The organism is Achromobacter sp. FW305-C-28, assembly GCF_058783235.1.
In genome coordinates this window covers 43,631-65,761 of record NZ_JBYSYL010000007.1, presented here as the reverse complement: position 1 = coordinate 65,761, position 22,131 = coordinate 43,631, and the positions used below count along the sequence as shown (strand labels likewise).

Below are 22,131 nucleotides of genomic sequence, written 5' to 3'. Positions count from 1 at the left end.
CTCAAACCGCCTTTGCCGCGGCGGGCCGCAACATCCATTCGCCGCCCAGCAACAGGCCCATCAGCGCATAGCTGATGGCGCCGTTGTAGGCCGTCCACCACGTCCAGGGCCCCCAGGCGGCCAGGGCGGCCGCGATGGCACCGTTGAGGGTGAAGAAACCGCACCAGACCTGCGTGACCTTGCGCGTGTAGCGCACGCCGGCCTCGGGCAGATTGGGGTGGCGCAGCCGCGCCAGGCGTTCGATCACCGGCCGGCCCCGGCGCAGGCTGGCGCCGAACACGGCCAGCAGCATGGCGTTGATCATCACCGGATACCAGCGCAGCCAGGCTTGCGAATTCGATAGCGCCAGCACCAGGCAGAACGCCACGGCGGCCAGCGGCAAGAGGCGCCCGCCGGGCGTGTCGGCGCCGCGCGTCAGGGCGCGCGCCAGCCACAGCAGGGCCAGCGGCAGCGCCAGCCAGGCCGCGTCCACCCGCCCCAGCGTCGCATGCACGACGAAGGGGTAGGCCAGACCGGCTACAGCCAGGGCGGGTGCCGCGCCTCGCATCATGCGGCGGCGTCCTGCTGCTTCTTGCAGATGGCCTGCACCACGTCTTCGACCGTGCGCACGCTGCGGAAGTCGTTGGCGTCGAGCTTGCGGCCCGTCTGGCGGCGCACGTGGTCGATCAGGTCGATGGCATCGATGCTGTCGATTTCCAGGTCGGTGTACAGGTTGGCCTCTGGCGTGATGCGCTCGGGCTCGATCTCGAACAGTTCGCTGAGCGCGTCGCGCAGCGTGTCGAAGATTTCGTCGCGGGTGTGCATAGTCAACTCCAATGCCTTAGTTGCGGCGCTGGGCCGCGACGAATTCGGCCAGGTTGGCAATACTGGCGAAGTGCTCGCGCATGTTGCGCGTTTCGGGGTCGATGGTGATGCCGTAGCGCTTTTGCAGCGCCAGGCCCAATTCCAGCGCGTCGACGGAATCCAGCCCGAGGCCGTCGCCGAACAGATGGGCCTCGCGGTCGATGTCGTCGGGCGTGATGTCTTCCAGGCCCAGGGATTCAATGACGAGCGTCTTGAGCTCGGTTTCCAGTTGATTCATCCAGCTTGCACTCCACTTGCGGCGCGGTTCGCGCTTGTTCGTTATCAGGCGTGTTCGTTATCGGTCTTGGCGGCCGGGCAGACGACTGCCGGCGTTGAGTCAGGCCCCGCGATGCCGCTGGACGCATCACGCGTCAGTTCGACTTCGAAATAGGCGTGCAGGTAGTCGTTCATCTTGCGTCCGGCGATGGGCAGCGGGTGCGCATTGGACCATGTTGCCGGATCAATGTCTTCGCCAACCTGAATGACATAGCGCATGCGGCACGGCGGGATGCGATACCAGGGTTCGCCCTTGGTCAGGCTGCGCGGATTCATGCGGATGACCACCGGCGTCACCACGCGGGCGCCGCGCAGCGCGATGGCGCAGGCGCCGCGGTGAAACTGCGGCAGGCGGTCGGGCGGCGTGCGGGTGCCTTCGGGGAAGACGATCAGGGTTTCGCCGTTGCGCAGTACGTCGGCCGCGCGGTCGAACATGTCGAAGCTTTCATCGTTGGTGATGTAGCCGGCGTTGCTGATGGGGCCGCGCGTGAACGCGTTGGTTGCCAGGCCGTGCTTGACGATGCAGTTGGCATTCTTGACATGGCCCACCAGAAACACCACGTCGAGCAGCGACGGGTGATTGGCCAGGATCATCTGGCCCGGCTTGCCCAGGCGTTCGGCGCCCTTGAATTCGACCGTCAGGATGCCCACCCGCACCATGAAGCGGATGAAGAAGCGGAATGTGCCGTTCAGGGCCCAGCGCGCGCGGCGCTGGCGGTCGGCGGCATTGCCGGGGATCAGGCGCTGCGGCGGGAACACCACCAGGCGCAGCAGCAGTCCGCCCAGGCCGAACATCGTGAAGGCCATGCCGGTGGCGATCAGGCGCCAGAGCCAGAAGTCCTGGCGTGCGACGGCGGGAGCGGGGGAAAGCGGCGAGGGCGTCATGCCGAACGGGTCCAGAGCCATTGGCGGGCGCGGTTAGCGTGCCGCCAGGTGGGGGTGTGCAGCGCCAGATGGCGCAGCAGGTTCAGGGTATTGGGCCAGGGCTGCGACGCACCGGCGCCGGACTTGTCGGACAAGGCCGGGCGCGTGGCCGCTTCGAGACGCCAATCGGTGCCGGCGCGCAGGCGGAAGGCCGCCGCGTACGAGAAGGGCACGTCGTCGATCCAGGGCGCATACGGAACGGGAGGGCGTTCTTCGGCCAGCACCACGAGCACGTCGGCGTGGCCCTCGGCCAGCAGGAGCCCGGCTTCCAGGAAAGCGTGTTCCAATCCGTCGTCTTCGACCGACAGGGCCACGGATTCGGTGGTTTCGCGGCGTATGATTGACCACTGTCCGGCGATGGCGTTGTGCACCGACAGGCCGAAAGCGGTTGGCGACAGCGGTTCGCCGGCAGCCAGGGATTGCAGCAAGCCGAAATTGCGAGTGGTTTCGCCGTGGCGCGAGGCAAATACCAGCGGCATGGGGGCGTGACCATCAGCCACCGGCCAGGCGCATTCGAACACCGAGCGCGCCATCGGGGTCAGGCGACGGCGCTGCATCGAAGGCAGGAATTCCAGGCGGGGCGGGCAGGTTTCGCCAACGGGACAATAAGGATGTTCAGCCCAATGCTTCCAGCTGCTCGCGTCTTCAATACCCGATGTCCAACCCTGCCACTGCGCGATTGAGAAGGTCAGCATAAGCGCGCGATATTACTATGATCGTAAATAGGTGAATTGTTTTTAGACGTTACCAAGATCGTGTTAACGGCACGTATTTGTCATTTTGAAATATCAATTTGTTACCAAATGGCGTGAGTAATCGGGAACTTGCCTTGTGGTGGGCCAGCCAAAGCGCCGCCCATCAATACCGGCCTGAGCAGCTATCCGCCGACGACACTCGCCGCGCCCCAGCCATCCGCTCGGCCAAGGCCTGGCTTGACTGGCGCGTCAGCCGCGCGCTGCTGCAAGAGGTGCGCGCTGCCAGCGCCGGGCCCCACGCGCTATCGCTGAGCCACAGTGGCGGCCACGCCCTGTGTGCGCAGGCGCCGGCCGGCCGGGCCGTCGGCGCCGACCTGGAACGCCTGCGGCCACGCGATCTCGACGCCCTGGCCGGCTGGGTGTGCAGCGATACCGAACGCGCCTGGCTGCAGGACACCGCCATGCCGTTGCGGCAGACGCGCTTCTACCTGCTCTGGACCCTGAAAGAAGCCTTCATCAAAGCTGCCGGGCTGGATTTTCCGGCAGACATGGCCTCGGTCGGCCTGGCGCCCCAGCTTTCGGGCCGCCCGGCGCTGTGCCCGCCGCCCGGGCGCTGGCGGGCGGCGGTCTGGCAACTGGGCGACGATTGGGTTGCGGCAGCCGTCTGGCAGATCGCCGCGGGCGAACCGGACCCGGGTATCGACTGGCGCACGGCGGCCGGCTGCGAGCTGCCGCCGCTGCGGCAACTGGGCCAATGGGAGGGCGGTGCGGGCTGACACGCATCAGGTGGTTTTGCCGTGCGCATTTAAACATGTATTATTAATGCATCTTTAAAACCGGATGCCCGGCAACCCCGCCGGCGCCATCCGCAGCGCAAGGAGCAGTCGATGTTGAGCCCGCAGATCCGCGCCCTGGTCAAGGCCACGGCCCCCGTCCTGAAGACCCATGGGGTGGCGTTGACCCGCCATTTCTACGCCCGCATGTTTGACGGCAATCCCGAACTCAAGCATGTCTTCAATCAGGGGCACCAGGCGGGCGGCGAGCAGCAGCAGGCGCTGGCGGGCGCGGTGGCCGCCTATGCCGAGCACATCGACGACCCGTCGGTGCTGGCGCCGGTGGTGACGCGCATCGTGCACAAGCACGTCAGCCTGGGCATCCGGCCCGAGCATTACCCGATCGTGGGCCGCCACCTGCTGGCGTCCATCGGCGAGGTGCTGGGCGAAGCCGCCACCGATGAACTGGTGGACGCCTGGGCTGCCGCCTATGGCCAGCTGGCCGACATGCTGATCGCCGAAGAGGCTCGGCTGTATGCGGAGTCGGCGGCCAAGCCGGGCGGCTGGACCGGCTGGCGCGCCTTCCGCGTGGTGGGCAAGCAGCCCGAAAGCGCGGACATCACCTCGTTCTACCTGGCGCCGGCCGACGGCGGCGCGGTGCCCGACTACCGCCCCGGCCAATATGTGTCGGTGCGCATCTTCGTGCCCGAACTGGGCCTGATGCAGCCGCGCCAATACAGCCTGTCGGACGCGCCGGGGCAGGACCGCCTGCGCATTTCCGTCAAGCGCGAACCCGCGGGCGCAGAGACGCCTGCCGGCCGCGTCTCCAACGCGCTGCATGACCGCCTGCAGGAAGGCGGCGTGCTGGACGTGGCGCCGCCGCAGGGGGATTTTCACCTGCGCGCAGACAACGCCGCGCCGGTGGTGCTGGTCAGCGGCGGGGTGGGCCTGACGCCCATGGTGTCGATGCTGAACCACCTGGTGTCTTCCGACGACCCGCGCCAGATCCGTTTCGTGCACGGCTGCCGCAATGGCGCCGCGCATGCCATGAAAGACCACGTGAACGCAGTGGCCGCCGCGCGCGGCAACGTGCGCAAGGCGGTGTTCTACGAGGAAGTCGCCAGCGGCGACCAGCCGGGGCGCGATTACGACCATGCCGGCCGCGTCGACCTGCACGCCATCCGCGACCAGGCCATCGTGCCGGACGCCGATTACTACCTGTGCGGCCCGGCCGGCTTCATGCGGGCCCAGCGCGAGACGCTGCTGGCGTTGGGGGTGGCGGCGGACCGGATCCACGCCGAGGCCTTCGGCAGCGGCGGCGCACCCGCCTGACCGGTGTATCCTGGCGCCCATGCAACTGACCCGATTCACCGACTTCGGCCTGCGCGTCCTGATGTACCTGACGCAATGCCGCGACCGGCCCGCGGCGGTCACCATTCCGGAGATCGCTGCGCGCTTTGACGTGTCGCGCAACCACCTGGTCAAGGTGGTGCACTTCATGTCGCAACGCGGCTGGGTCAGCACGTCGCGCGGCAAGGGCGGCGGCCTGACGCTGGCGCATCCGCCCGGGCAGTACCGGCTGGGCGACCTGGTGCGCGAACTGGAACAGCAGGGACCCCTGATCGACTGCCGCGAGCCGCCCTGTGCGCTGGACGGCGCCTGCCGCCTGGCGGGCGTGCTGGCGCAGACGCTGCAGGCTTTCTATGACGCCCTCAATGGCCATACCCTGGCCGACCTGGTGCGCGACCCGACGGCCGCGGCCATCATCAAGCTGCATCGGGCGGCGTAGGCCTGCGCCCGTCGCGGCGGACGGCCGGCTTTGTTGTCCGCGTGGGGTCAGTCGCTCGGGTCGGGGCGCGCCCGCCGGGCCCATGAGCCTGGGTTATGGCTACCCCGGGCCTGGTGATTTGCTACCGTTCGTCTCACCCGCCAGAATAGAAAGGTTGCCAATCTTTTATTTGGATGCAGGTATGCGCGTGTGCGTAATCGGGGCCGGGGTGGTGGGCGTGACGTCGGCCTATTTCCTGGCGCGCCAGGGGCATGACGTGGTGCTGGTGGATGCGCATGCGCACCCGGCCGAGGTCTCCAGCTATGCCAACGGCGGCCAGCTCAGCTACAGCTACGTGGCGCCGCTGGCCGGGCCAGGGGTGCTGCCCAGTGTGCCCGGCTGGTTGCTGCGCAACGATTCGCCGCTGCGTTTTCGGCCACGGCTGGACCCTCACCAATGGCGCTGGAGCCTGCAATTCGCGCTGGCCTGCCGCGCGTCGGTGGCGCGCGATTCCACCGCGCAACTGCTGGCGCTGTCGTATCTGAGCCGCGACGCCATGCACACCCTGCTGGACCAGGAAAACCTGGAATTCGGCCATCTCAAGAACGGCAAGCTGATCGCCTACCGCAGCGCGGCCCTGCTGGACAAGGCGCGCGCGCTGGTGGCCTACCAGGCCGCCCACGGGTCCGATCAGCAGGTGCTGGACGCGGCCCAGACGTTGGCGCGCGAACCCGCGTTGGCCGGCATGGGCGCCAGCCTGGCAGGCGCTATCTACACCCCCAGCGAAGAAGCCGGCGATTGCCGCCAGTTCACGCAGGCCCTGTTCGACCGGCTGCAAGGCCTGGCCAATGTGCAGTGCGCCATGTCGAACCCGGTGTCGGGTTTGCAGCGGGAAGGCCGCCGCATCGTGGCCGTGCACTCCCGCGACGGCGACATCGGCGCCGATGCCATCGTGCTGGCCACGGGCATCGGCACGCGCGACCTGTTGCGGCCGCTGGGGCACGACGTGCCCTTGTATCCTCTGAAGGGCTACAGCCTGACCGTGCCGCTGGCGGACGACGACACCGTGGCGCCGCGCATCAGCGTCACCGACTACGAACGCCGCATCGTCTACGCCCGCGTCGGCGGGGTGTTGCGCATTGCCGCCATGGTCGACATCGGCAGCGGCAACGCCGACATCGACCCCGTGCGCATCGCGCTGCTCAAGCGCCAGGTGGCCGAAGCCTTTCCGGCGCTGGACCTGGGGCAGGCCATTCCCTGGGCCGGCCTGCGTCCGGCCACCCCCACGGGCAAGCCGCTGATCGGCCGCAGCCCGGCCGCGGACAACCTGTGGCTGAACATCGGCCAGGGCGCGCTGGGCTTCACGCTGGCCTGCGGCAGCGCGGCGCTGCTGACGGCGCGCATGGCGGGATTGCAGGCGCCGCTGGACGAGGCCATGTTCCGGCCCTGACCGCGGCGCGATCCAGGCTGGCGTTGCCGCCTCGTGACGGCGGGGCTGGAAAAATGTCCATTTCAAGATAGTCTGTGCCAGTTCATCGGCAGACGGGCGCGCGGGCGCTCAATAGGATGGCGGTCATCTGCTGGCCGGGCGCTTGCCTGGCCGCGGATGTGCCGATTCCCCTCCTGCGAGTGAACCCATCATGTCCTACCTGTTTCCATTGTTCGCCATCCTGTTCTGGGCGGGCAATGTCATCGTGTCCAAGATGGCCGCCAGCGCCATCTCGCCCACTGCCATCACCTTCTATCGGCTGATCCTGGCGCTGGCGATCATGAGTCTCTTCACGGCCGTACCCGCCTGGCGCAACCGCAAGACCATCCTGCGCCACTGGCCCAAGCTGGCGCTGTACGGTGCGCTGTCGTCGGCCCTGTTCCAGGCGCTGTCGTACCGCGCCGCCGAAACCACCACCGCCACCAACATGGCGATCCTGACCGCGCTGATTCCGCTGCTGAGCATGCTGCTCAGCGTGGTGATCCTGCGTGATCCGCTGACGCTGGGCATGGCGGCCGGGGGCGCGCTGTCGTTCCTGGGGCTGCTGTACCTGGTGGGGCAGGGCGACATGCTCAGCGTGTTCCAGCACGGCATCCACGTGGGCGACGGCCTGATGCTGCTGGCGGCGTTCTCCTATGCGCTGTATGGCGTGCTGCTGCGCCACTGGAAGGTGCCGGTGCCGGCGTGGCAGTCCACTTTCGTGCAGTCGATCTTTGCGCTGTTGTACATGCTGCCGCTGTATTTGCAGGTGCCCGCGGCGCAGGCCGCGCTGGACACGAAGACGATTCCGCTGATCCTGTATGCCGGCATTTTCTCGTCGGTGCTGCTGTCGTTCCTGTGGATCGAAGGCGTGCATCGCCTGGGGCCCAACCGCTGCAGCATCTTCATCAACTTGCTGCCGCTGTTTACCGCGCTGGCTGCCTTCGTGCTGCTGCGCGAACAACTGCACGGCTATCACCTGCTGGGCGGGGCGGTGACGCTGGCCGGGGTGTTGCTGGCGCAGACGGTGCAGCGCCCCTTGTTCGGCCGCGGCCGGGCGGCGGGGCTGGCCGCCGGCAAGGTCTGACGCAATCGGTGCACGCCGCGCGGGATTCACTCCTGTTCAAGACAGGCCCGCGCGGCCCTTCCATAGTGGCGCTTTTCGCACGGAGCGCCCATGAGCCTATTCCAGAAAACCGCCATCACGCTGGCGCGCAGCCCGGGCATCGGCCGGGCCATGCGCGGCCTGGCCGCCCGGACCTCGCTGGCGCGGCGCTTCGTCGGCGGCGCCGACATCGCCCAGGCGGTGCGCACCGCCGTCCGGCTGCGCGAGGCGCACGGCATCCGCGCGTCGCTGTTCTACCTGGGTGAATACGTGGCCGACCCGGCCGCCATCGAGCACAACGTGCGCCAGGCGATCGAGGCGGCAACGGCCCTGGGCCAGGCGGGGCTGGATGTGCACGTCTCCATCGACCCCACCGCCATTGGCTACATGCGCGACGACGCGCTGGGGGCGGGCAACGCGCGGCGCATCGCCGACAGCGCGCGCCAGGCGGCGGCCGGCGGCCGCGATTGGGTGGTGCTGGACATGGAAGACTCGGCCATCCGTGACCGTACCTGCGCGCTGCACCGCACGCTGCTGGCGGCAGGCCTGCCCATCGGCCTGACCTTGCAGGCGCGACGCCGCCGCACCCCCGAAGACCTGGCCTGGGCGATCGGCCAGCGCACCTCGCTGCGGCTGGTGAAGGGGGCCTTTCCGGAGCGCGCGCTGGACCACGCGGGCCGCGCGGGCATCGACCACGCCTATCTGGACGCCGCGTCCATCATGTTGTCGCCCGCTGCGCGCGAGGCCGGCTGTCTGCCGGTGTTCGGCACCCACGACGACCGCCTGGCCGGCGCCATCATGGCGCTGGCCCGCGAGCGCGGCTGGGCGCCCGATGCCTTTGAATTCGAGATGCTCTACGGTGTGCGGCCCGACTGGCAGCTGACGCTGCGTCGGCTGGGCTATAACGTCAGGGTGTATCTGCCGTTCGGCGCCGACTGGTGGCCCTACGCCATCCGCCGGGTGGGCGAAAATCCCCGCAATGCCTGGCTGCTGGCGCGCTCGCTGGCGTCGGATGCCGACTATTTCGGCTAGCCGCCGTCATCCTCGCGGTGGCGTGCCCTGTTTTTTGCTGGCGGTCTTTCGATGGCGGTTTCCCAACATATCTGGCATTGCGGCGCGGGCCTGCCCGGCGACGTGCTGATTGCCGACCTGCGCGCCTACCGTTTCGACGCCCACTTTCACGACGCCTGGTCCATCGGCGCCATCGCCCAGGGGCGCTGTACCTTCACCGTGCGCGGTGCTGCCTTCGAGGCGGGCGAGGGCGACCTGGTGGTGATCGCGCCCGGGCAGGTGCATACCGGCGGCACCTCGGCGGGCTTGCTGGCGTATCGCATGGCGTATATCGAGCCAGCCTGGTTTCGGGATCATGCATGGGCGTTGCGTGAGAACGGCCTGGCGTTGCCGGGGCCGGTCATCCGCGACGCGGCGCTGTGCGATCAATGGCTGGCGGCGCTGGCGCCGGACGAAACCGGCGACGCCGTGCGCCGCGGCCGCTTGTCGGCAGCGTTGTTCGCCTTGCTGGCCGCGCATGGGCAGCCGTCCAGCGAGGGGACGGACGGGGGCGGGGCAACGGGTTCGACCGAACCGGATGTCTGCGCGCTGCTGTTCGAGCGCATGCGGTCCGATCCGGCCTGCGCGCCGGACCTGCAGGCGCTGGCGCAGGCCGAAGGCAAGCACCGCAGCACGCTGGTCAAGCAGTTTGCGCGGCGCTATGGTCTGCCGCCGCAGGCATGGCTGCGCAACTGGCGGGTGGCGCGCGCCCGTGCGCTGCTGCGCGGTGGCTTGCCCTTGGCGCAGGCCGCGGCGGCGGTCGGGTTCGCGGACCAGGCCCATCTGACGCGGGTATTCAAGCAGGTCTACGGCAGTCCGCCCGGGGTGATGAACCGGTCGGCCGCCCGCGCCATGGGGGCTTCAGACATTCCTGTAAATCATGTGATGAGCAACGAATAATCGGTTGAAGCAGGTGTTTTGCACGGCTTTAATCGAGTCATTCGATGGGTTTCTTTGCTTTATCGATTGATAAAAAGGAATGTGAAAATGGAAGCTCAACGCATCACCTTGCGTGCCGCGGATGGGGTGGCGCTGGGGGGCTATGTGTGGCGCCATGCGGATGCGGCCGCGAGCGGCGCCGATCCAGAGGCGGCCTGGTTCGACGCCATCCGGCCTGATGGGAATCGGCCTGATGACGCTGAACCTGGGGCAGCCCGACGGCCCGTCGTCGTCATCAACGCGGCCACTTCCGTGCGCTGCCGCTACTACGCCCGCTTCGCCGCCTACCTGTACCAGCACGGCTTCGACGTCGTCACCTACGACTATCGCGGCATCGGCGAGTCGCGTCCCGATTCCCTGCGGGGGTTCCAGGCCTCGTGGATGGACTGGGGCGAGCAGGACTTCGAAGCGGTGCTGCGCTTTGTCGCGGCGCATTTTCCAGGCCAGCCCGTGGACGTGGTGGCGCACAGCATCGGCGGCTTCGTCACGGGCCTGGCGCCGTCCGCGCAGGGCTTGCGCCGCATCTTCACCATGGGCGCGCAATACGCCTACTGGCGCGATTACGCCGCAGGGCATCGCCTGCGCATGCTGGCCAAATGGCACGTGGCCATGCCGCTGCTGGCTGCTGGCCTGGGCTACTTCCCGGGACGCCGGCTGGGCTGGCTGGAAGACACGCCACGCGGCGTGGTGCGGGACTGGAGCTTCATGGGCCCGCGTTTCGAGACGCGCGGCGGGCCAGCAGGCGCACGCCGGGTGGCCGCGATGGCGGCGATCACGGCGCCCATCCTGGCGTTGAGCGTGACCGACGACGAATTCGGCACCGAAGCCGCCATCGGCCGGTTGCTGGGTTATTTCACGGGCAGCGCGCGCACCCATCTGCGGCTGGCGCCCGCCTCGCTGGGGCTGGAGGCCATTGGCCATTTCGCCTTCTTCCACGAACGTTTCCGCGATACGCTCTGGCCCATCGCGTTGGGCTGGCTCATGCGGGGCGAGCGTCGGCTGGCGGGGGCGACGCCCATACGTTGCGACTGCGTGGCGTCTCTAGCCGGTAGTCCGAGTATTTCCGCGTGAAGAACTCGGCGCCCAGGGTCTGGGCGGCCAGCAGCGGGTGGCGCGGGTCTGCCGCGATCTCGCCGCGGGTGTTGCCCGACCCGTGCACGCAGCCGACGAAGTCCGCATGCGTGTAGCGGGCAAATTCCTGCAACTGGTGCACCACGCCCAGCATCGCGCCGGGATAGGTTTCTTCCGACGCCACCGCCAGGCCCAGGCGCTTGCCGGCCATGGCTGCTTTGATCCGCCCGGGCTCCGGACCCGTGCCGGCATAGTGCGTGAACGAGCGGTCAAAGAACGCCTTGGTCTGGGCCGACATGCCATACCAATACAGCGGCGTGCAGAACAACACGCCGTCGGCAGGCAGGTAGTGTTCCAGGAACAGCTCGGCATAGCGGTCATCGGGCGCCGACGCGTGGCGCAGGTCGGGCAGAAAGCCCTTGATGTAGTCGTCCAGGAACAGCAACGTGGCTGACGTGCCCGCCGCTTGTGCGCCGCGTTGGGCGGCGGCACCCAGGGCGGCGCTGTTGCCGTCCCGGCGCGGGCTCCCTGCCAGGATCAATAACTTCAAATGATGATTTGAATTCATGTTCAGTGCCTCGAATGAAGGAAAGGCGGGCAGGCCGGCAAGGCCACCCCAGCCGTATCCCCACTGTAGGCACCTGCCCGGGCCGCGACAAACGAGCATTTCTCGCCTACGATGAATTGAATTCATCCACAAGGACCCCCTCATGTTCGCCTCATTGCCCGTCACGGCGCTGCGCACGTTCGAAGCCGCCGCGCGGCTGCGCAGCTTCAAGCTGGCCGCGGCCGAGCTGTCTGTCACGCCCACGGCGGTGTCGCACCAGATCAAGGCGCTGGAACGCCACGCGGGGGTGGCGCTGTTCGACCGGGTGCCGCAGGGCGTGCGCCTGACCGACAGCGGCGCACGCCTGTTCGCCAGCGCGCACGGCGCTTTGCTCGATATCGCGCAGACGCTCGACGCGCTGCGCCCAGCCAGTGCGGCGGGGGCGCTGACGCTGTCCACCACGCATTCCTTCGCGGCCCTGTGGCTGGTGCCGCGGCTGGGGCGCTTCTACCAGGCCTATCCGCAGTACCAATTGCGCCTGCTGGCGCAGGCCGACACCATCGACCTGTTGCAGGACGCCAGCGTCGACGTGGCGATCCGCTACAGCAGCCGGCGCTATCCGGCGCTGCACGCGGCCTGCGCATTGCAGGAATGGTTTGGCGTCTATGGCGCGCCGGCAGTGGTGGCGCAGGCGCAGCGCGCAGGCCGGACCCGGCCCGCGCTGGTGACCGTACGCTGGCGTGATTCCGCGTTGTATGAAGAAGGTTGGCAGCAATGGTGCGCGGCGGCCGGGCTGCCGGCGTGGCGCAGGCCGGCCGTGGTGCACGCCTATGAGGAAGAGCACTACGCGTTGCAGGCCGCCATTGCGGGGCAGGGGCTGGTGCTGGCCAGCTCGGTGATGGTGTCCGACAGCGTCAAGGCCGGCACGCTGGTGCCGCTGCGGCCCCAGGTCAGCGTGCCGGGCGCTGCCTACACCGCGCTGTGCGCACCGGGGCGGGAACGGCATCCGCCGGTCAAGGCATTCCTGGCCTGGTTGCGGCAGGAGTTCAAGGGCTAAGGTTCAGGCGGCAGATCTCGCGCCGTTCGCGGCAGCAACGGCAGCGCCGCCAGCATCAACCCGCCCGCCACTCCCCACGCCAGCGACCAGGACGACGCCGCCACCAGGTGCGGCAACACCAGCGGCGTCAGGAACAGCCCTAGATAGACGCAGGTATTGGCCAGACCCAGCGCGGTGCCGGCGCGCTGTGCGCCGGCCAGCGTGGCCAGTTCGGTATAGGCCACGCCATGCCAGGCCGATACGCAGATGCCCGCCACCGCCAGCAGCACGGCCACCGCCGCGACTGCGGCGGGATCGGTGGCCGTGTCACGCACGGCCCACGCGACGCCGGCCAACGCGGCGAACAACGCGAAACCCAGCCAGACGCAGCCGCGCAGGTAGGCGCGGCGGTTGCCGCGGCGGTCGGTCCAGCGGCCGCTGGCGATGCGCGCCACCATCGCGCCTACCTGCACCGCCACCATCACCGCGGTCAGCGTGGCGATGCCCGCGCCGCTGTAGTCGTGCAGGAATACCGTGGCGAACGTCAGCACCGCGAATTGCGGGCTGCACAGCAGGCCGATGGCCAGCGCGGCCCGCCAGACGCGAGCATCGCGCAGCGGGCTGGATGGCGCCGGGTGCGTGGCAGGGGGCGCGTTGGACGATGTGGCTTGGGCGGGGGGCGCGCCAGCAGGGGAAACACCGTTCAGCCCACGGCCAGCAATCGCGGCGCGAGCCGGTTTGACCGACGCCCGATCCGGTTCGCGCAACCATCCCAGCGTCAACAGCGCAGCCCCCGCGCACAGCCCGCCCAGCAGCCCGAACACCGCCGCAAAGCCGATCTGTGACGCCAGCCACGGCAGCACCAGCGCGCCCAGCCCCCCGCCCAGCGGCACGGCGGTCTGGCGGATGCTCATGGCCAGGCCGCGCTCGCCCTCGTCGAACCACGCCATCACCGCGCGGCCGCTGGCGCCGTTGACGCTGCCGCCCATCACGCCCACCAGCAGCAGGCCCAGCGCCAGCAGCCACAAAGCCGGCGCGACGCCGTGCGCGGGGGCGGCAAACACGCTCATCCAGGCCAGCGCCGCCGCCGTGGCGCCCAGGCCGCCCAGCAGCACGGGCCGGTCGCCCCAGCGGTCGGCCAGCATGCCCCAAGGCAGTTCGAACAGCGCTACGCCCAGGCCCATCAGGCCGAGCACCAGGCCCAACTGGTCGTTGTCCAGGCGGTAGCCCGAGCGCATGAAGACGGCCGTGGCGGGCAGCCCGGCCGCGGCGGCCGAAAACGCCGCATTGGCGGCCACGCCCACCGCCAACACTTTCCAGCGATGGGGCGGGCGAAGGGGGAGCGAGACCGGCAGGGTGGCCGAGGCGGACAAGGTGGACAGAGACATGGCGTGTTCCAGGCACGATTGACGCGTCTCAGTCTGCGCTCGTAAGATGGTTCTGAAAATCAGGAAATATTTAACTGAAAGTTTTGAAAAACAGGACGATCATGCGATCGATCACTTTTGACCTGGACGTGCTGCGCAGCTTCGTGGCCGGCGTCGAATTGGGCAGCTTCGGCCGCGCGGCCGACCGGCTTGGGCGATCCACGTCCGCCGTCAGCGCGCAGTTGAAAAAGCTGGAAGACCAGGCCGGGGTGCCGCTGCTGCGCAAGGCCGGCCGAGGCCTGGCGCTGACCGACGCGGGCGAGACCATGCTGGCCTACGCGCGCCGGCTACTCGAATTGAACGACCAGGCCGCCGTGGCGGTGCGCGGCGCGCAGTTGCAGGGCCAGGTGCGCCTGGGTCTGCAAGAGGACTTCGGTGAAATCCTGCTGCCGCAGGTACTGGGCCAGTTTGCGCGCGCGCACCCGCAGGTCCGCATCGAAGCGCGCGTGGCGCGCAATGCCGACCTGCTCGAACGTATCGCCGCGGGCGAGCTGGACCTGGCGTTGGCGTGGGATGTCGATGCGTCGCCGCCGCACGCAACGCGGTTGGCGGAACTGCCGATGTGCTGGATCGGGCCGGGCGCGTCCCGCCTGGCCTGGGCCGGCGCCGGCAGCGCCTTGCCCCTGGTGGCTTTCGAGGCGCCGTGCCTTTTTCGCAGCCGCGCCACCGACGCGCTGGACCGCGCCGGCATCGCCTGGACGTCGGCCTTCATCAGCCCCAGCCTGGCGGGCCTGTGGGCGGCGGTCAGCGCCGGCCTGGGGCTGATGGTGCGCACGCCGCTTGGCCTGCCTGCCGGCCTGCGGGTACTGGCACCGGGTGAGCTGGGCCTGCCGCCGTTGCCCAGCCTCACGCTGTCGCTGTACGGCGCTCAGCGTCAACCCGGCCCCGTCGCCGCGGCCCTGGCAGACATCGTGCGCCAATGCGTGCGCGACAGCGTCGCCGCCTTGCCCGCCACGCCGTACCTGTCGGCCAGCAATGTCTCGTCCGCCGTCCAGCCACGGCCCCTCTCGGCCTGACGAGCCGCTACGCCATCACGGAGGCACGACGCCTTGAACCGATTCCACGAAATGAGCGTGTTCCTGGCCGTGGCCGAAGCCCGCAGCTTTGCCGCCGCCGCCCGCCGCCTGGCCATGTCGGCCCCCGCCGTCACCCGCAGCGTTTCCGCGCTGGAACGCCGGCTGGGCGCGCTGCTGCTGGTGCGCACCACCCGCAGCCTGCGCCTGACCGAAGCCGGCGAGCGCTACGCCCAGGACTGCCGCCGCATTCTCGAAGACGTCGACCAGGCCGACGACGCGGCCGCCGGCGCCATGGCCGCGCCGCGCGGGTCGTTGCACATCACCGCGCCATCCTTGTTTGGGGAGCTGCACGTCATGCCTGCCGTGCTGGGCTACCTGCGCGAACATCGCGAGGTCTCGGTGCGCGCCTTGCTGGTGGACCGCGTGGTGAACCTGCTGGATGAAGGCGTGGACGTAGCCGTGCGCATCGGCGCGCTGCCCGACTCGTCGCTGACCGCCATCTCGGTGGGTCACGTGCGGCGCGTGGTGTGCGCCTCGCCCGCGTTCCTGCAGCGTTTCGGCGCGCCGGACACGCCCGACGCGCTGGCGCAGTTCTGCACCATCACGGCCGCCATGGAAGGCCGCGGGCCGCAGTGGCGTTTCCTGCAGGACGGCCAGCCGCGGCGCCTGCCGATGGCCTCGCAACTGACGGTCACCTCGTTCCAGGGGGCGATCAAGGCAGCCTGCGAAGACTGGGGCCTGACGCAGGTGGTGTCCTATCAAGTGGCCCACCACCTGGCCAGCGGCGCGCTGCAAGTGGTGCTGCGCGACTACGAACTGCCGCCGATACCGGTGCACGTCGTCTACCCCGAAGGCCGAAAAAGTTCGGCCAAGGTCCGCAGCTTCGTCGATTTCTGCGTCGACGCGTTGCGGCGAGACCTGGCGGCGCTGCCGGGGTGATTGCCGATACCGACTTTTTTTCGCAATAGTGTCTTGCGCCCGCTGGCGGTTCTCTGGCGGGCCGGGCCGGTTCAAGATGGAAGCCTGTTTCCATTCTTGAGATTGCGCCATGTCCTCCGCTTCCCTGACGTTCTACAGCTTTCCCCTGTCTGGCCACGCCCACCGCGTTGCGCTGATGCTGTCCCTGTTGCAGGTGCCGCACCGCGTGGTCGAGGTGGACTTGCGCAGCGGCGCGCAGAAGCAGCCTGACTTCCTGACGCTGAATGCGTTCGGCCAGGTGCCGGTCATCGACGACGACGGCGTGGTGGTGGCGGATTCGACCGCCATCCTGGTGTACCTGTGCAAGCGCTACAACGGCCAGGCCTGGCTGCCCGAAGACGCCGTGGGCGCGGCCGCGGTGCAGCGCTGGCTGTCGGCGGCGTCCGGTCCGTTGGCCGGCGGCCCGGCCGCGGCGCGCCTGGTCACCGTGTTTGGCGCGCCCTATGACGTGCCGGCCACGCTGACGCGGGCCCACGCGCTGCTGGCCGTGATGGAACACGAACTGGCCGCCACTGGCTACCTGGCGGGCGCCGCGCCCACCATTGCCGATGTCGCCTGCTATGCCTATGTGGCGCATGCACCCGAAGGCAATGTGTCGCTGGCGGCGTATCCGCAGGTGCGCGCGTGGCTGGCGCGGATCGAGGCCTTGCCGGGTTTCGTGCCGATGGTGACCACGCCCGTCGGGCTGCTGGCAGCCTGATACCGCGGCCAAGCGCCTGATACCGCCAAGGAACCCACCATGACCGCCAACGCCAACGCCACTGTCACAGACCCGGCCCCCGCCGCGCCCTGGCATGCCGGCGAACGCCAATTGCAGGCCCACATCGGCATGGCCGAGCGCATGGCGCAAGTCGGCGCCAAGGTGATTCGCGACTACATGCCCGACCAGCACCGGACCTTCTTCGAGCAGTTGCCCTTCGTGGTGGCCGGTGCGGTCGATGCGCAGGGCGATCCGTGGGCCGGCGTGCTGGAAGGAGAACCTGGCTTTCTGCGCTCGCCGGACCCGACGACGCTGCGCGTGGCGGCCGTGCCCGACGCCGATGATCCGCTGTCCGAAGGCCTGGGGGAAGGGCAGGCCATCGCCTTGCTGGGTATCGAACTGCACTCGCGCCGCCGCAACCGCATGAACGGACAGATCCGTGCCTGGGACGGCAAGCGCTTCGATATTTCGGTGGGCGAGTCCTTCGGCAACTGCCCGCAATACATCCAGGCGCGCGAATTCTACTTCTCGCGTTCGCCCGCGCTGCGCTTTCCCGGCGCGGGGCATGAGCGTGCGGCATTGAACGAGGCCGACCGCGCGCTCATCGCGCAAGCCGACACCCTGTTCGTGACCAGCTATGCCGACACCGACGACGCCAGACGCCGCGTCGATGTGTCCCATCGCGGCGGCAAGCCGGGCTTTGTGCGGGTCGATGGCAATACGCTGACGATTCCGGATTTCTCCGGCAACCGCTTCTTCAATACGCTGGGCAACCTGGTGATCAATCCGCGCGCCGGCCTGCTGTTCATCGACTTCGAACGCGGCGACGTGCTGCAGTTGTCGGGCCGCGCCGAGGTGGTGCTGGACAGCCCGGAGATCGCTGCCTTCGAAGGCGCGGAGCGCCTGTGGCGGGTGCATGTGCAGCGGGTGCGCGCGCGCCCCGGGGCATTGGCCCTGCGCTGGCGTTTCAACAGCTATTCGCCGACGGCCCTGGCGACGGGACATTGGCCGGGCACGGCAGCGGCTTAGCCGAGTGTGCATTGCGCCCGCATTGCATCCAGGCAATCAGCTGTCGACCTTCTGCACCAGCGTGTCGTCCGGCCCCAGCAAACGCCCATCCTGGGCGCGGATTTCCAGCCGCTTGACGGGCTGGCCGCGCTTGCGGTCGATCAGTTGGGAATGGGCTTCGGCGGGGCCGTAGTAGTGGTCTTCGCCCCATTGGCGCAGGCCGACGATGACGGGAAACAGTGCCTGGCCTTTTTCCGTCAGCACGTATTCCTGGTAGGCGCTGCCGTCCGAGGCCGGCACCGTGGCCAGGATGCCGTGCGCGGCCAGCGTGCGCAGGCGATCGCTGAGGATGTTCTTGGCCACGCCCAGGCTTTTCTGGAATTCGCCAAAGCGGCGCAGGCCGTCGAACGCATCGCGCACGATCAACAGCGACCACCAGTCGCCAATGGCGTCGAGCGAGCGCGCCACCGGACAGCAGGCGCCTTCAAGGCTGGTGCGTTTGACCATGTCGTGCGGACCTTTGCCGGCCGATGCGGCATTGGGGAAGGGCGTGCGGCCCTTCGGTTGAACGTCAACGTAAATCGCGAATTTGTAGTTGCATTATAAAACCTTAAGACCTAGCATTCTGGTTTTGTTATGAAACCAATTGAGGCCAACATGCCAGAACGATCCGACCCCCCGTCCGCCACCCGCCTGCCCACCGCCCTGGTGCTGCTCCTGGCCGTGGCCTGTGCCCTGAGCGTGGCCAACGTGTATTACGCCCAGCCCTTGCTGGACGCCATGGGCCGTGAATTCGGCCTGGACGAAGGGGCGGTGGGCATCGTGGTCACCGCCACGCAGGTGGGCTGCGCGCTTGCGCTGCTGCTGGTGGTGCCGTTGGGCGACTTGCTGGACCGGCGCCGCCTGATGCTCGGGCAACTGGGCCTGCTGGTGCTGGCGCTGGCGGCGGTGGCCGGGGCGACGAATTCCCCCTGGCTACTGGCCGGCATGCTGGCGCTGGGCCTGCTCGGCACGGCCATGACGCAGGGCCTGCTGGCGCTGTCGGCCGCCCTGGCCGCTCCGGCCGAACGTGGCCGGGTGGTCGGGGCGGCGCAGGGTGGGGTGGTGATCGGCCTGCTGCTGGCGCGCACGCTGGCCGGCGCCGTTGCCGACCTGTGGGGGTGGCGCGCCGTGTACCTGGTGTCGGCCGTGCTGGCCGCCGCCTTGGCGCTGGTGCTGGCGCGCTGGCTGCCGCGCCGTGAATTGGCGACGGCCGGCCTGGGCTATGGCGCGCTGCTGCGCTCGCTGTTCACGTTGTTGGCGACCGAGCGCGTGCTGCAGGTGCGCGGCGTGATCGCACTGCTGATGTTCGCCAGCTTCAGCGCTTTCTGGACGGCGTTGGTGCTGCCTCTGAGCGCGCCGCCGCATTCCCTGACGCATACCGCCGTGGGCGCCTTCGGGCTGGTGGGCGTGGCCGGTGTGCTGGTGGCGGCGCGCGCCGGCCGACTGGCCGACCGTGGCCTGGGCCAGCGCACCACGGGGGCGGGGCTGGCGCTGCTGTGCCTGGCCTGGATACCCATTGCGTTCCTGGACCAGAGCCTGTGGGCGCTGGCGCTGGGCGTGCTGCTGCTGGACATTGCCGCGCAGGCCTTGCACGTCACCAACCAGACCATGATCTTCAGCATCGGCGCGCAGGCGCACAGCCGGCTGGTGGGCGGCTACATGATGTTCTATGCGGTGGGCAGCGGCCTGGGGTCGATTGCGTCGACCTACGTCTATGCGCATGCCGGCTGGCTGGGCGTATGCGGTCTGGGTGCGGGACTGGGCCTGGTGGCCGCCGTATTTTGGGCCGTGACCTTGCCGCGCAAGGCGGCCCTGCCGGCGGCCTGCGCGACGTCCCGCGGGTGAAGTGGGCTTGAATGCGGCGAGCGGGCCGGCCGGTGCCGCCGCCGTTCAGTGGTGTTCCAGCGTATGCGAGATCGCCGCCACCTGCCGCGCAAACGCCGGATCGGCGCGGTCGCGCGGGCGGGGCAGGTCGATGGCGTAGTTGCCGGCGATGTTGGCCGGGCAGCCGCCCAGCACCACGACCTTGTCGGCCAGGAACACGGCTTCTTCGATGTCGTGCGTCACGAACAATACGGCCGCGCCCGACGCCTGCCATACCCGGATCAGCTCTTGCTGCAGGTTGCGGCGGGTAATGGCGTCGACCGCGCTGAAGGGTTCGTCCATCAGCAGCAGGTCGGGCTTGACCGCCAGCGCGCGGGCGATGCCCACGCGTTGCGCCTGGCCGCCAGACAACTGGTGCGGCCAGCGGCGGCCGTAGTCGGCCAGGCCGGTCAGTTGCAGCGCCGCGTCGACCCGGCGCTGGCGCTCCGCGCGATCCAGGCCCAGGCCTTCCAGCCCATAGCCGACATTGCCGCCCACCGTGCGCCAGGGCATCAGGCGGCTGTCCTGGAACACCACCGCGCGGCTGCGGCGTCCGGGCCGCGCCGGCGCCTGAAAGCGCACTTCGCCCGAAGCGGGCTCGGCCAGTCCGGCCGCGGCGCGCAGCAGCGTCGACTTGCCCACGCCCGATCCGCCCACCACTGCCACGAAGCTGCCGGCCTCGATATCCAGCGACAGGCCCTGGATGACGGGCGTTGCCGCGCCGGGGTGCTGGTAGGACAGCTTGGAAAACTCAATTACGGACGCCATTGCAGCACCTTGCCTTCGACAGCGGAAAACGCCAGGTCGCAGATCGTGTAGACCAGCGAGATGATCAGCATGTACACCACCACCGCGTCGTAGGCGCCCACGCCCGCGGCGGCGTTCATTTCCTGGCCCATGCCGGGCACGCCCAGCAGTTCGGCGGCGATCAGCGTCATCCAGGCCTGGCCGATGCCCGTGCGCACGCCCGACAGCGCGCCGGGGGCAATGGCGGGCAGCGTCACGGTCAACGCACGCGCTACGTAACCCCCGTGGCCGAAGGCGCGCGCCAGCTCATAGAAGCGCGGGTCCACGTTGCGCACCGCGCTGTAGGTCGCGAAGTAGTTCACCCAGAACACGCCGATGGCGATCACGAACGCCGCCCCGGCATGGCTGACCTTGAACCAGGCGATGGCGAACACCACCCAGGCCAGCGGCGGAATCGGCCGCAGGATGCGCGCCAGATAGGCTTGCATCAAATCAAAGCGCGGCAGCGTGGCCGCGGCCAGGCCGACGGCAAAGCCCAGCGCCGTGCCCGCCGCCAGGCCCCAGAAATAATGCACCAGGCTTGAACCGATGGCGGGCAGCAAGCGGCCCGACTGCCATTCCTGCATCAGCGTGGCGGGCAGCGCGAACGGGTCGGGCAGGGTGCCCGGGGGCGCCCACTGCCAGATCAGCGCGGCCTTCCAGATGCCGATGAAGATCGTCAGCCCCGCAATGCCGTAGGCGGCGCGGCGCGCGGCGGCGTGCCAGGGCGGCGTTTCGCCGCGCGTGCCCGCCACCGGGGCGGCATGGGCCTGGGCGGTCTGGCTCATGGCTTGGCGGCCTTGTCAAAGAAGCGCGTGTCGAACAATTGCTTCACGTCCACCGGCGGCGCTTCGACCGTGCCCAGGCTGGCCTGGAAGGTCTGCAGCTCGGCGGTGGCGTCGACGATGGCGTGCGGGTCCGCCACGAACTGGTCGTGCGAACTGCGAATGGCCTTTTCCACCAGGGCGCGGTCCAGGCGGCCACCGCCCACGTATTTCTGCACGTGGCCCGCGGCGCGCGCCGGGTCGTTCTTGAGCAGGGCCGTGGCGGACAACTGGGCGTTGACCAGCTGCTGCACCACCTCGGGGTGATCGGCGATCAGCTTGTCGCGCACCAGCAGCACGGCGCCGGGCTGGTTCGGAAACAGCTGCGAGCCGCGCGCCACCACGCGTGATTCCGGCGCACGCGTCAGCACCGTGGTCACGGTGGGCTCCAGAATGGCCGCGCCGTCGATGGCGCCTGTCAGGAGCGACTGCTGGATCTGCGCTTCGCCCTGGTAGATCAGTTCCAGGCTGGCCGGATCGGCCTTGATCTGCTTGCGCAGCCAGTATTGCAGCGCGGCTTCGGGCACCGCGCCCTTGGGGTAGCTGGCGATGACGGGCTTTCTGCCCTTGTCCTTGGCAAAGCGCGCAAAGGCGGTGGCCGGATCTCCCGACGCGAAATACGGCGCCAGCGCGCCCAGCGCCACCACGTTCACCTGTTCCACGATGTTGGACGCCACCACCTTGATGCCGGCGCCCTTGGCGCTGGCCACCAGCGCCGGGCCGATGCCGACGTAGGCCACGTCCAGCTGGCCGGCCAGGAGCGCCTGCGTCAGCGCGGGGCCGCTCTGGAACTGCACCAGCTTGGGGGCGGGGGCGCCCGGGGCCTGCAAGGTGCCTTCTTCCAGCGCCACGAACAACTGCGCATCCGGCAGGATCGGCAGGTAGCCGATTTCCAGCGCGGGCGGTGCGGCATGGGCGGGGGCAACGGCGAAAGCGGTGGCGATGAGGGCGGCGGAAAACAGCTTGCGAAGCATGGGGAAGGGTCCTGTACT

At 69.0% G+C, this 22,131-nt stretch carries 25 protein-coding genes; 14 read left to right on the top strand and 11 right to left on the bottom strand.

The genetic code is table 11. The features are described 5' to 3' along the window. Position 1: 1 nt before the first annotated feature. The 5 genes from AC3WMR_RS18135 to AC3WMR_RS18115 are packed head-to-tail and all read right to left on the bottom strand — an operon-like array spanning position 2 to position 2,738. The gene (locus AC3WMR_RS18135; protein ID WP_492265618.1) at positions 2-550 is read right to left on the bottom strand and encodes a COG4648 family protein; all 549 of its coding nucleotides are present in this window, start codon (positions 548-550) and stop codon (positions 2-4) included. Next, entirely contained in the window at positions 547-804 is a 258-nt protein-coding gene (locus tag AC3WMR_RS18130; protein ID WP_025135429.1) for an acyl carrier protein, read from the bottom strand. Before AC3WMR_RS18130 ends, AC3WMR_RS18135 begins: the two co-directional genes overlap by 4 nt. 16 nt (positions 805-820) lie before the next feature. After that, positions 821-1,081, bottom strand: coding sequence for a phosphopantetheine-binding protein (locus tag AC3WMR_RS18125; RefSeq protein WP_025135430.1), 261 nt, complete (start codon positions 1,079-1,081; stop codon positions 821-823). A 44-nt stretch (positions 1,082-1,125) separates the two neighbouring features. After that, the gene (locus tag AC3WMR_RS18120) at positions 1,126-2,025 is read right to left on the bottom strand and encodes a lysophospholipid acyltransferase family protein (protein ID WP_492265617.1); all 900 of its coding nucleotides are present in this window, start codon (positions 2,023-2,025) and stop codon (positions 1,126-1,128) included. Then, positions 2,001-2,738, bottom strand: coding sequence for a beta-ketoacyl synthase chain length factor (locus tag AC3WMR_RS18115; protein ID WP_492265616.1), 738 nt, complete (start codon positions 2,736-2,738; stop codon positions 2,001-2,003). Before AC3WMR_RS18115 ends, AC3WMR_RS18120 begins: the two co-directional genes overlap by 25 nt. 113 nt (positions 2,739-2,851) lie before the next feature. Between AC3WMR_RS18115 and AC3WMR_RS18110 the strand changes: the two genes are divergently transcribed. The 8 genes from AC3WMR_RS18110 to AC3WMR_RS18075 all read left to right on the top strand — a co-directional run bounded on the left by AC3WMR_RS18110 (position 2,852) and on the right by AC3WMR_RS18075 (position 10,912). Beyond that, positions 2,852-3,514, top strand: coding sequence for a 4'-phosphopantetheinyl transferase family protein (locus tag AC3WMR_RS18110; protein ID WP_492265615.1), 663 nt, complete (start codon positions 2,852-2,854; stop codon positions 3,512-3,514). A 111-nt stretch (positions 3,515-3,625) separates the two neighbouring features. Next, a complete protein-coding gene (hmpA, locus tag AC3WMR_RS18105; RefSeq protein ID WP_492265614.1) occupies positions 3,626-4,843 on the top strand; it encodes an NO-inducible flavohemoprotein in 1,218 nt (405 codons plus the stop codon). A 19-nt stretch (positions 4,844-4,862) separates the two neighbouring features. After that, positions 4,863-5,300 carry an Rrf2 family transcriptional regulator gene (locus AC3WMR_RS18100; RefSeq protein WP_492265613.1) on the top strand — a complete coding sequence of 146 codons (438 nt, stop codon included), beginning with the start codon at positions 4,863-4,865 and terminating at the stop codon, positions 5,298-5,300. A gap of 181 nt (positions 5,301-5,481) precedes the next feature. After that, on the top strand, positions 5,482-6,729 hold the full coding sequence (locus tag AC3WMR_RS18095; protein ID WP_492265612.1) for a D-amino acid dehydrogenase: 1,248 nt from the start codon (positions 5,482-5,484) through the stop codon (positions 6,727-6,729). Between the two features lie 190 nt (positions 6,730-6,919). Then, on the top strand, positions 6,920-7,834 hold the full coding sequence (locus tag AC3WMR_RS18090; RefSeq protein WP_492265611.1) for a DMT family transporter: 915 nt from the start codon (positions 6,920-6,922) through the stop codon (positions 7,832-7,834). 90 nt (positions 7,835-7,924) lie between these two features. After that, complete coding sequence (locus AC3WMR_RS18085) at positions 7,925-8,884, top strand: proline dehydrogenase family protein (protein ID WP_492265610.1); 960 nt, start codon at positions 7,925-7,927, stop codon at positions 8,882-8,884. Between the two features lie 51 nt (positions 8,885-8,935). Further along, positions 8,936-9,802: an AraC family transcriptional regulator gene (locus AC3WMR_RS18080; protein ID WP_492265609.1), complete on the top strand. Its 867-nt coding sequence runs from the start codon at positions 8,936-8,938 to the stop codon at positions 9,800-9,802. An 87-nt stretch (positions 9,803-9,889) separates the two neighbouring features. Next, positions 9,890-10,912, top strand: a complete 1,023-nt coding sequence (locus AC3WMR_RS18075) for an alpha/beta hydrolase family protein (protein WP_492265608.1) — start codon at positions 9,890-9,892, stop codon at positions 10,910-10,912. Here AC3WMR_RS18075 and AC3WMR_RS18070 read toward each other — a convergent pair. Beyond that, positions 10,821-11,480 carry a flavodoxin family protein gene (locus AC3WMR_RS18070; RefSeq protein WP_492265607.1) on the bottom strand — a complete coding sequence of 220 codons (660 nt, stop codon included), beginning with the start codon at positions 11,478-11,480 and terminating at the stop codon, positions 10,821-10,823. The two genes, AC3WMR_RS18075 and AC3WMR_RS18070, sit on opposite strands and share 92 nt — an antisense overlap. A gap of 142 nt (positions 11,481-11,622) precedes the next feature. Here AC3WMR_RS18070 and AC3WMR_RS18065 point away from each other — a divergent pair, with 142 nt between their 5' ends. Then, entirely contained in the window at positions 11,623-12,516 is an 894-nt protein-coding gene (locus tag AC3WMR_RS18065) for a LysR substrate-binding domain-containing protein (RefSeq protein WP_492265606.1), read from the top strand. Here AC3WMR_RS18065 and AC3WMR_RS18060 read toward each other — a convergent pair. Continuing rightward, entirely contained in the window at positions 12,513-13,883 is a 1,371-nt protein-coding gene (locus tag AC3WMR_RS18060; RefSeq protein ID WP_492265605.1) for an MFS transporter, read from the bottom strand. The two genes, AC3WMR_RS18065 and AC3WMR_RS18060, sit on opposite strands and share 4 nt — an antisense overlap. A gap of 101 nt (positions 13,884-13,984) precedes the next feature. On the opposite strand from AC3WMR_RS18060, the gene AC3WMR_RS18055 reads away from it, so the two are divergent. The 4 genes from AC3WMR_RS18055 (at position 13,985) to AC3WMR_RS18040 (ending at position 17,645) form a co-directional block, all read left to right on the top strand. Then, positions 13,985-14,938: a LysR substrate-binding domain-containing protein gene (locus tag AC3WMR_RS18055; protein ID WP_492265604.1), complete on the top strand. Its 954-nt coding sequence runs from the start codon at positions 13,985-13,987 to the stop codon at positions 14,936-14,938. 51 nt (positions 14,939-14,989) lie between these two features. Beyond that, a complete protein-coding gene (locus AC3WMR_RS18050) occupies positions 14,990-15,877 on the top strand; it encodes a LysR family transcriptional regulator (protein ID WP_492265714.1) in 888 nt (295 codons plus the stop codon). Positions 15,878-15,986: 109 nt separating this feature from the next. Further along, a complete protein-coding gene (locus AC3WMR_RS18045) occupies positions 15,987-16,616 on the top strand; it encodes a glutathione S-transferase family protein (RefSeq protein ID WP_492265603.1) in 630 nt (209 codons plus the stop codon). Positions 16,617-16,655: 39 nt separating this feature from the next. Then, positions 16,656-17,645 carry a pyridoxamine 5'-phosphate oxidase family protein gene (locus AC3WMR_RS18040; protein WP_492265602.1) on the top strand — a complete coding sequence of 330 codons (990 nt, stop codon included), beginning with the start codon at positions 16,656-16,658 and terminating at the stop codon, positions 17,643-17,645. A 36-nt stretch (positions 17,646-17,681) separates the two neighbouring features. On the opposite strand, the gene AC3WMR_RS18035 is transcribed toward AC3WMR_RS18040, so the two are convergent. Continuing rightward, positions 17,682-18,131, bottom strand: coding sequence for a winged helix-turn-helix transcriptional regulator (locus AC3WMR_RS18035; RefSeq protein ID WP_492265601.1), 450 nt, complete (start codon positions 18,129-18,131; stop codon positions 17,682-17,684). A 150-nt stretch (positions 18,132-18,281) separates the two neighbouring features. Here AC3WMR_RS18035 and AC3WMR_RS18030 point away from each other — a divergent pair, with 150 nt between their 5' ends. Continuing rightward, the gene (locus tag AC3WMR_RS18030) at positions 18,282-19,511 is read left to right on the top strand and encodes an MFS transporter (RefSeq protein WP_492265600.1); all 1,230 of its coding nucleotides are present in this window, start codon (positions 18,282-18,284) and stop codon (positions 19,509-19,511) included. A gap of 45 nt (positions 19,512-19,556) precedes the next feature. Here AC3WMR_RS18030 and AC3WMR_RS18025 read toward each other — a convergent pair whose 3' ends face one another. From AC3WMR_RS18025 to AC3WMR_RS18015, 3 genes are read right to left on the bottom strand one after another with little or no spacing between them, the layout of a single operon-like run. Next, on the bottom strand, positions 19,557-20,297 hold the full coding sequence (locus tag AC3WMR_RS18025) for an ABC transporter ATP-binding protein (RefSeq protein WP_492265599.1): 741 nt from the start codon (positions 20,295-20,297) through the stop codon (positions 19,557-19,559). Then, a complete protein-coding gene (locus tag AC3WMR_RS18020) occupies positions 20,285-21,103 on the bottom strand; it encodes an ABC transporter permease (RefSeq protein WP_492265598.1) in 819 nt (272 codons plus the stop codon). The genes AC3WMR_RS18025 and AC3WMR_RS18020 overlap by 13 nt, the downstream gene beginning before the upstream one ends. Continuing rightward, on the bottom strand, positions 21,100-22,113 hold the full coding sequence (locus AC3WMR_RS18015) for an ABC transporter substrate-binding protein (protein WP_492265597.1): 1,014 nt from the start codon (positions 22,111-22,113) through the stop codon (positions 21,100-21,102). The genes AC3WMR_RS18020 and AC3WMR_RS18015 overlap by 4 nt, the downstream gene beginning before the upstream one ends. Between the last annotated feature and the right edge of the window lie 18 nt (positions 22,114-22,131).

What these genes read in the sequence shown, in the direction of transcription:
- AC3WMR_RS18135 (WP_492265618.1), bottom strand. Translation starts at nt 550, where the DNA reads ATGATGCGAGGCGCGGCACCCGCCCTGGCTGTAGCCGGTCTGGCCTAC.
- AC3WMR_RS18130 (WP_025135429.1), bottom strand. Translation starts at nt 804, where the DNA reads ATGCACACCCGCGACGAAATCTTCGACACGCTGCGCGACGCGCTCAGC.
- AC3WMR_RS18125 (WP_025135430.1), bottom strand. Translation starts at nt 1,081, where the DNA reads ATGAATCAACTGGAAACCGAGCTCAAGACGCTCGTCATTGAATCCCTG.
- AC3WMR_RS18120 (WP_492265617.1), bottom strand. Translation starts at nt 2,025, where the DNA reads ATGGCTCTGGACCCGTTCGGCATGACGCCCTCGCCGCTTTCCCCCGCT.
- AC3WMR_RS18115 (WP_492265616.1), bottom strand. Translation starts at nt 2,738, where the DNA reads ATGCTGACCTTCTCAATCGCGCAGTGGCAGGGTTGGACATCGGGTATT.
- hmpA (WP_492265614.1), top strand. Translation starts at nt 3,626, where the DNA reads ATGTTGAGCCCGCAGATCCGCGCCCTGGTCAAGGCCACGGCCCCCGTC.
- AC3WMR_RS18100 (WP_492265613.1), top strand. Translation starts at nt 4,863, where the DNA reads ATGCAACTGACCCGATTCACCGACTTCGGCCTGCGCGTCCTGATGTAC.
- AC3WMR_RS18095 (WP_492265612.1), top strand. Translation starts at nt 5,482, where the DNA reads ATGCGCGTGTGCGTAATCGGGGCCGGGGTGGTGGGCGTGACGTCGGCC.
- AC3WMR_RS18090 (WP_492265611.1), top strand. Translation starts at nt 6,920, where the DNA reads ATGTCCTACCTGTTTCCATTGTTCGCCATCCTGTTCTGGGCGGGCAAT.
- AC3WMR_RS18085 (WP_492265610.1), top strand. Translation starts at nt 7,925, where the DNA reads ATGAGCCTATTCCAGAAAACCGCCATCACGCTGGCGCGCAGCCCGGGC.
- AC3WMR_RS18080 (WP_492265609.1), top strand. Translation starts at nt 8,936, where the DNA reads ATGGCGGTTTCCCAACATATCTGGCATTGCGGCGCGGGCCTGCCCGGC.
- AC3WMR_RS18075 (WP_492265608.1), top strand. Translation starts at nt 9,890, where the DNA reads ATGGAAGCTCAACGCATCACCTTGCGTGCCGCGGATGGGGTGGCGCTG.
- AC3WMR_RS18070 (WP_492265607.1), bottom strand. Translation starts at nt 11,480, where the DNA reads ATGAATTCAAATCATCATTTGAAGTTATTGATCCTGGCAGGGAGCCCG.
- AC3WMR_RS18065 (WP_492265606.1), top strand. Translation starts at nt 11,623, where the DNA reads ATGTTCGCCTCATTGCCCGTCACGGCGCTGCGCACGTTCGAAGCCGCC.
- AC3WMR_RS18060 (WP_492265605.1), bottom strand. Translation starts at nt 13,883, where the DNA reads ATGTCTCTGTCCACCTTGTCCGCCTCGGCCACCCTGCCGGTCTCGCTC.
- AC3WMR_RS18055 (WP_492265604.1), top strand. Translation starts at nt 13,985, where the DNA reads ATGCGATCGATCACTTTTGACCTGGACGTGCTGCGCAGCTTCGTGGCC.
- AC3WMR_RS18050 (WP_492265714.1), top strand. Translation starts at nt 14,990, where the DNA reads ATGAGCGTGTTCCTGGCCGTGGCCGAAGCCCGCAGCTTTGCCGCCGCC.
- AC3WMR_RS18045 (WP_492265603.1), top strand. Translation starts at nt 15,987, where the DNA reads ATGTCCTCCGCTTCCCTGACGTTCTACAGCTTTCCCCTGTCTGGCCAC.
- AC3WMR_RS18040 (WP_492265602.1), top strand. Translation starts at nt 16,656, where the DNA reads ATGACCGCCAACGCCAACGCCACTGTCACAGACCCGGCCCCCGCCGCG.
- AC3WMR_RS18035 (WP_492265601.1), bottom strand. Translation starts at nt 18,131, where the DNA reads ATGGTCAAACGCACCAGCCTTGAAGGCGCCTGCTGTCCGGTGGCGCGC.
- AC3WMR_RS18030 (WP_492265600.1), top strand. Translation starts at nt 18,282, where the DNA reads ATGCCAGAACGATCCGACCCCCCGTCCGCCACCCGCCTGCCCACCGCC.
- AC3WMR_RS18025 (WP_492265599.1), bottom strand. Translation starts at nt 20,297, where the DNA reads ATGGCGTCCGTAATTGAGTTTTCCAAGCTGTCCTACCAGCACCCCGGC.
- AC3WMR_RS18020 (WP_492265598.1), bottom strand. Translation starts at nt 21,103, where the DNA reads ATGAGCCAGACCGCCCAGGCCCATGCCGCCCCGGTGGCGGGCACGCGC.
- AC3WMR_RS18015 (WP_492265597.1), bottom strand. Translation starts at nt 22,113, where the DNA reads ATGCTTCGCAAGCTGTTTTCCGCCGCCCTCATCGCCACCGCTTTCGCC.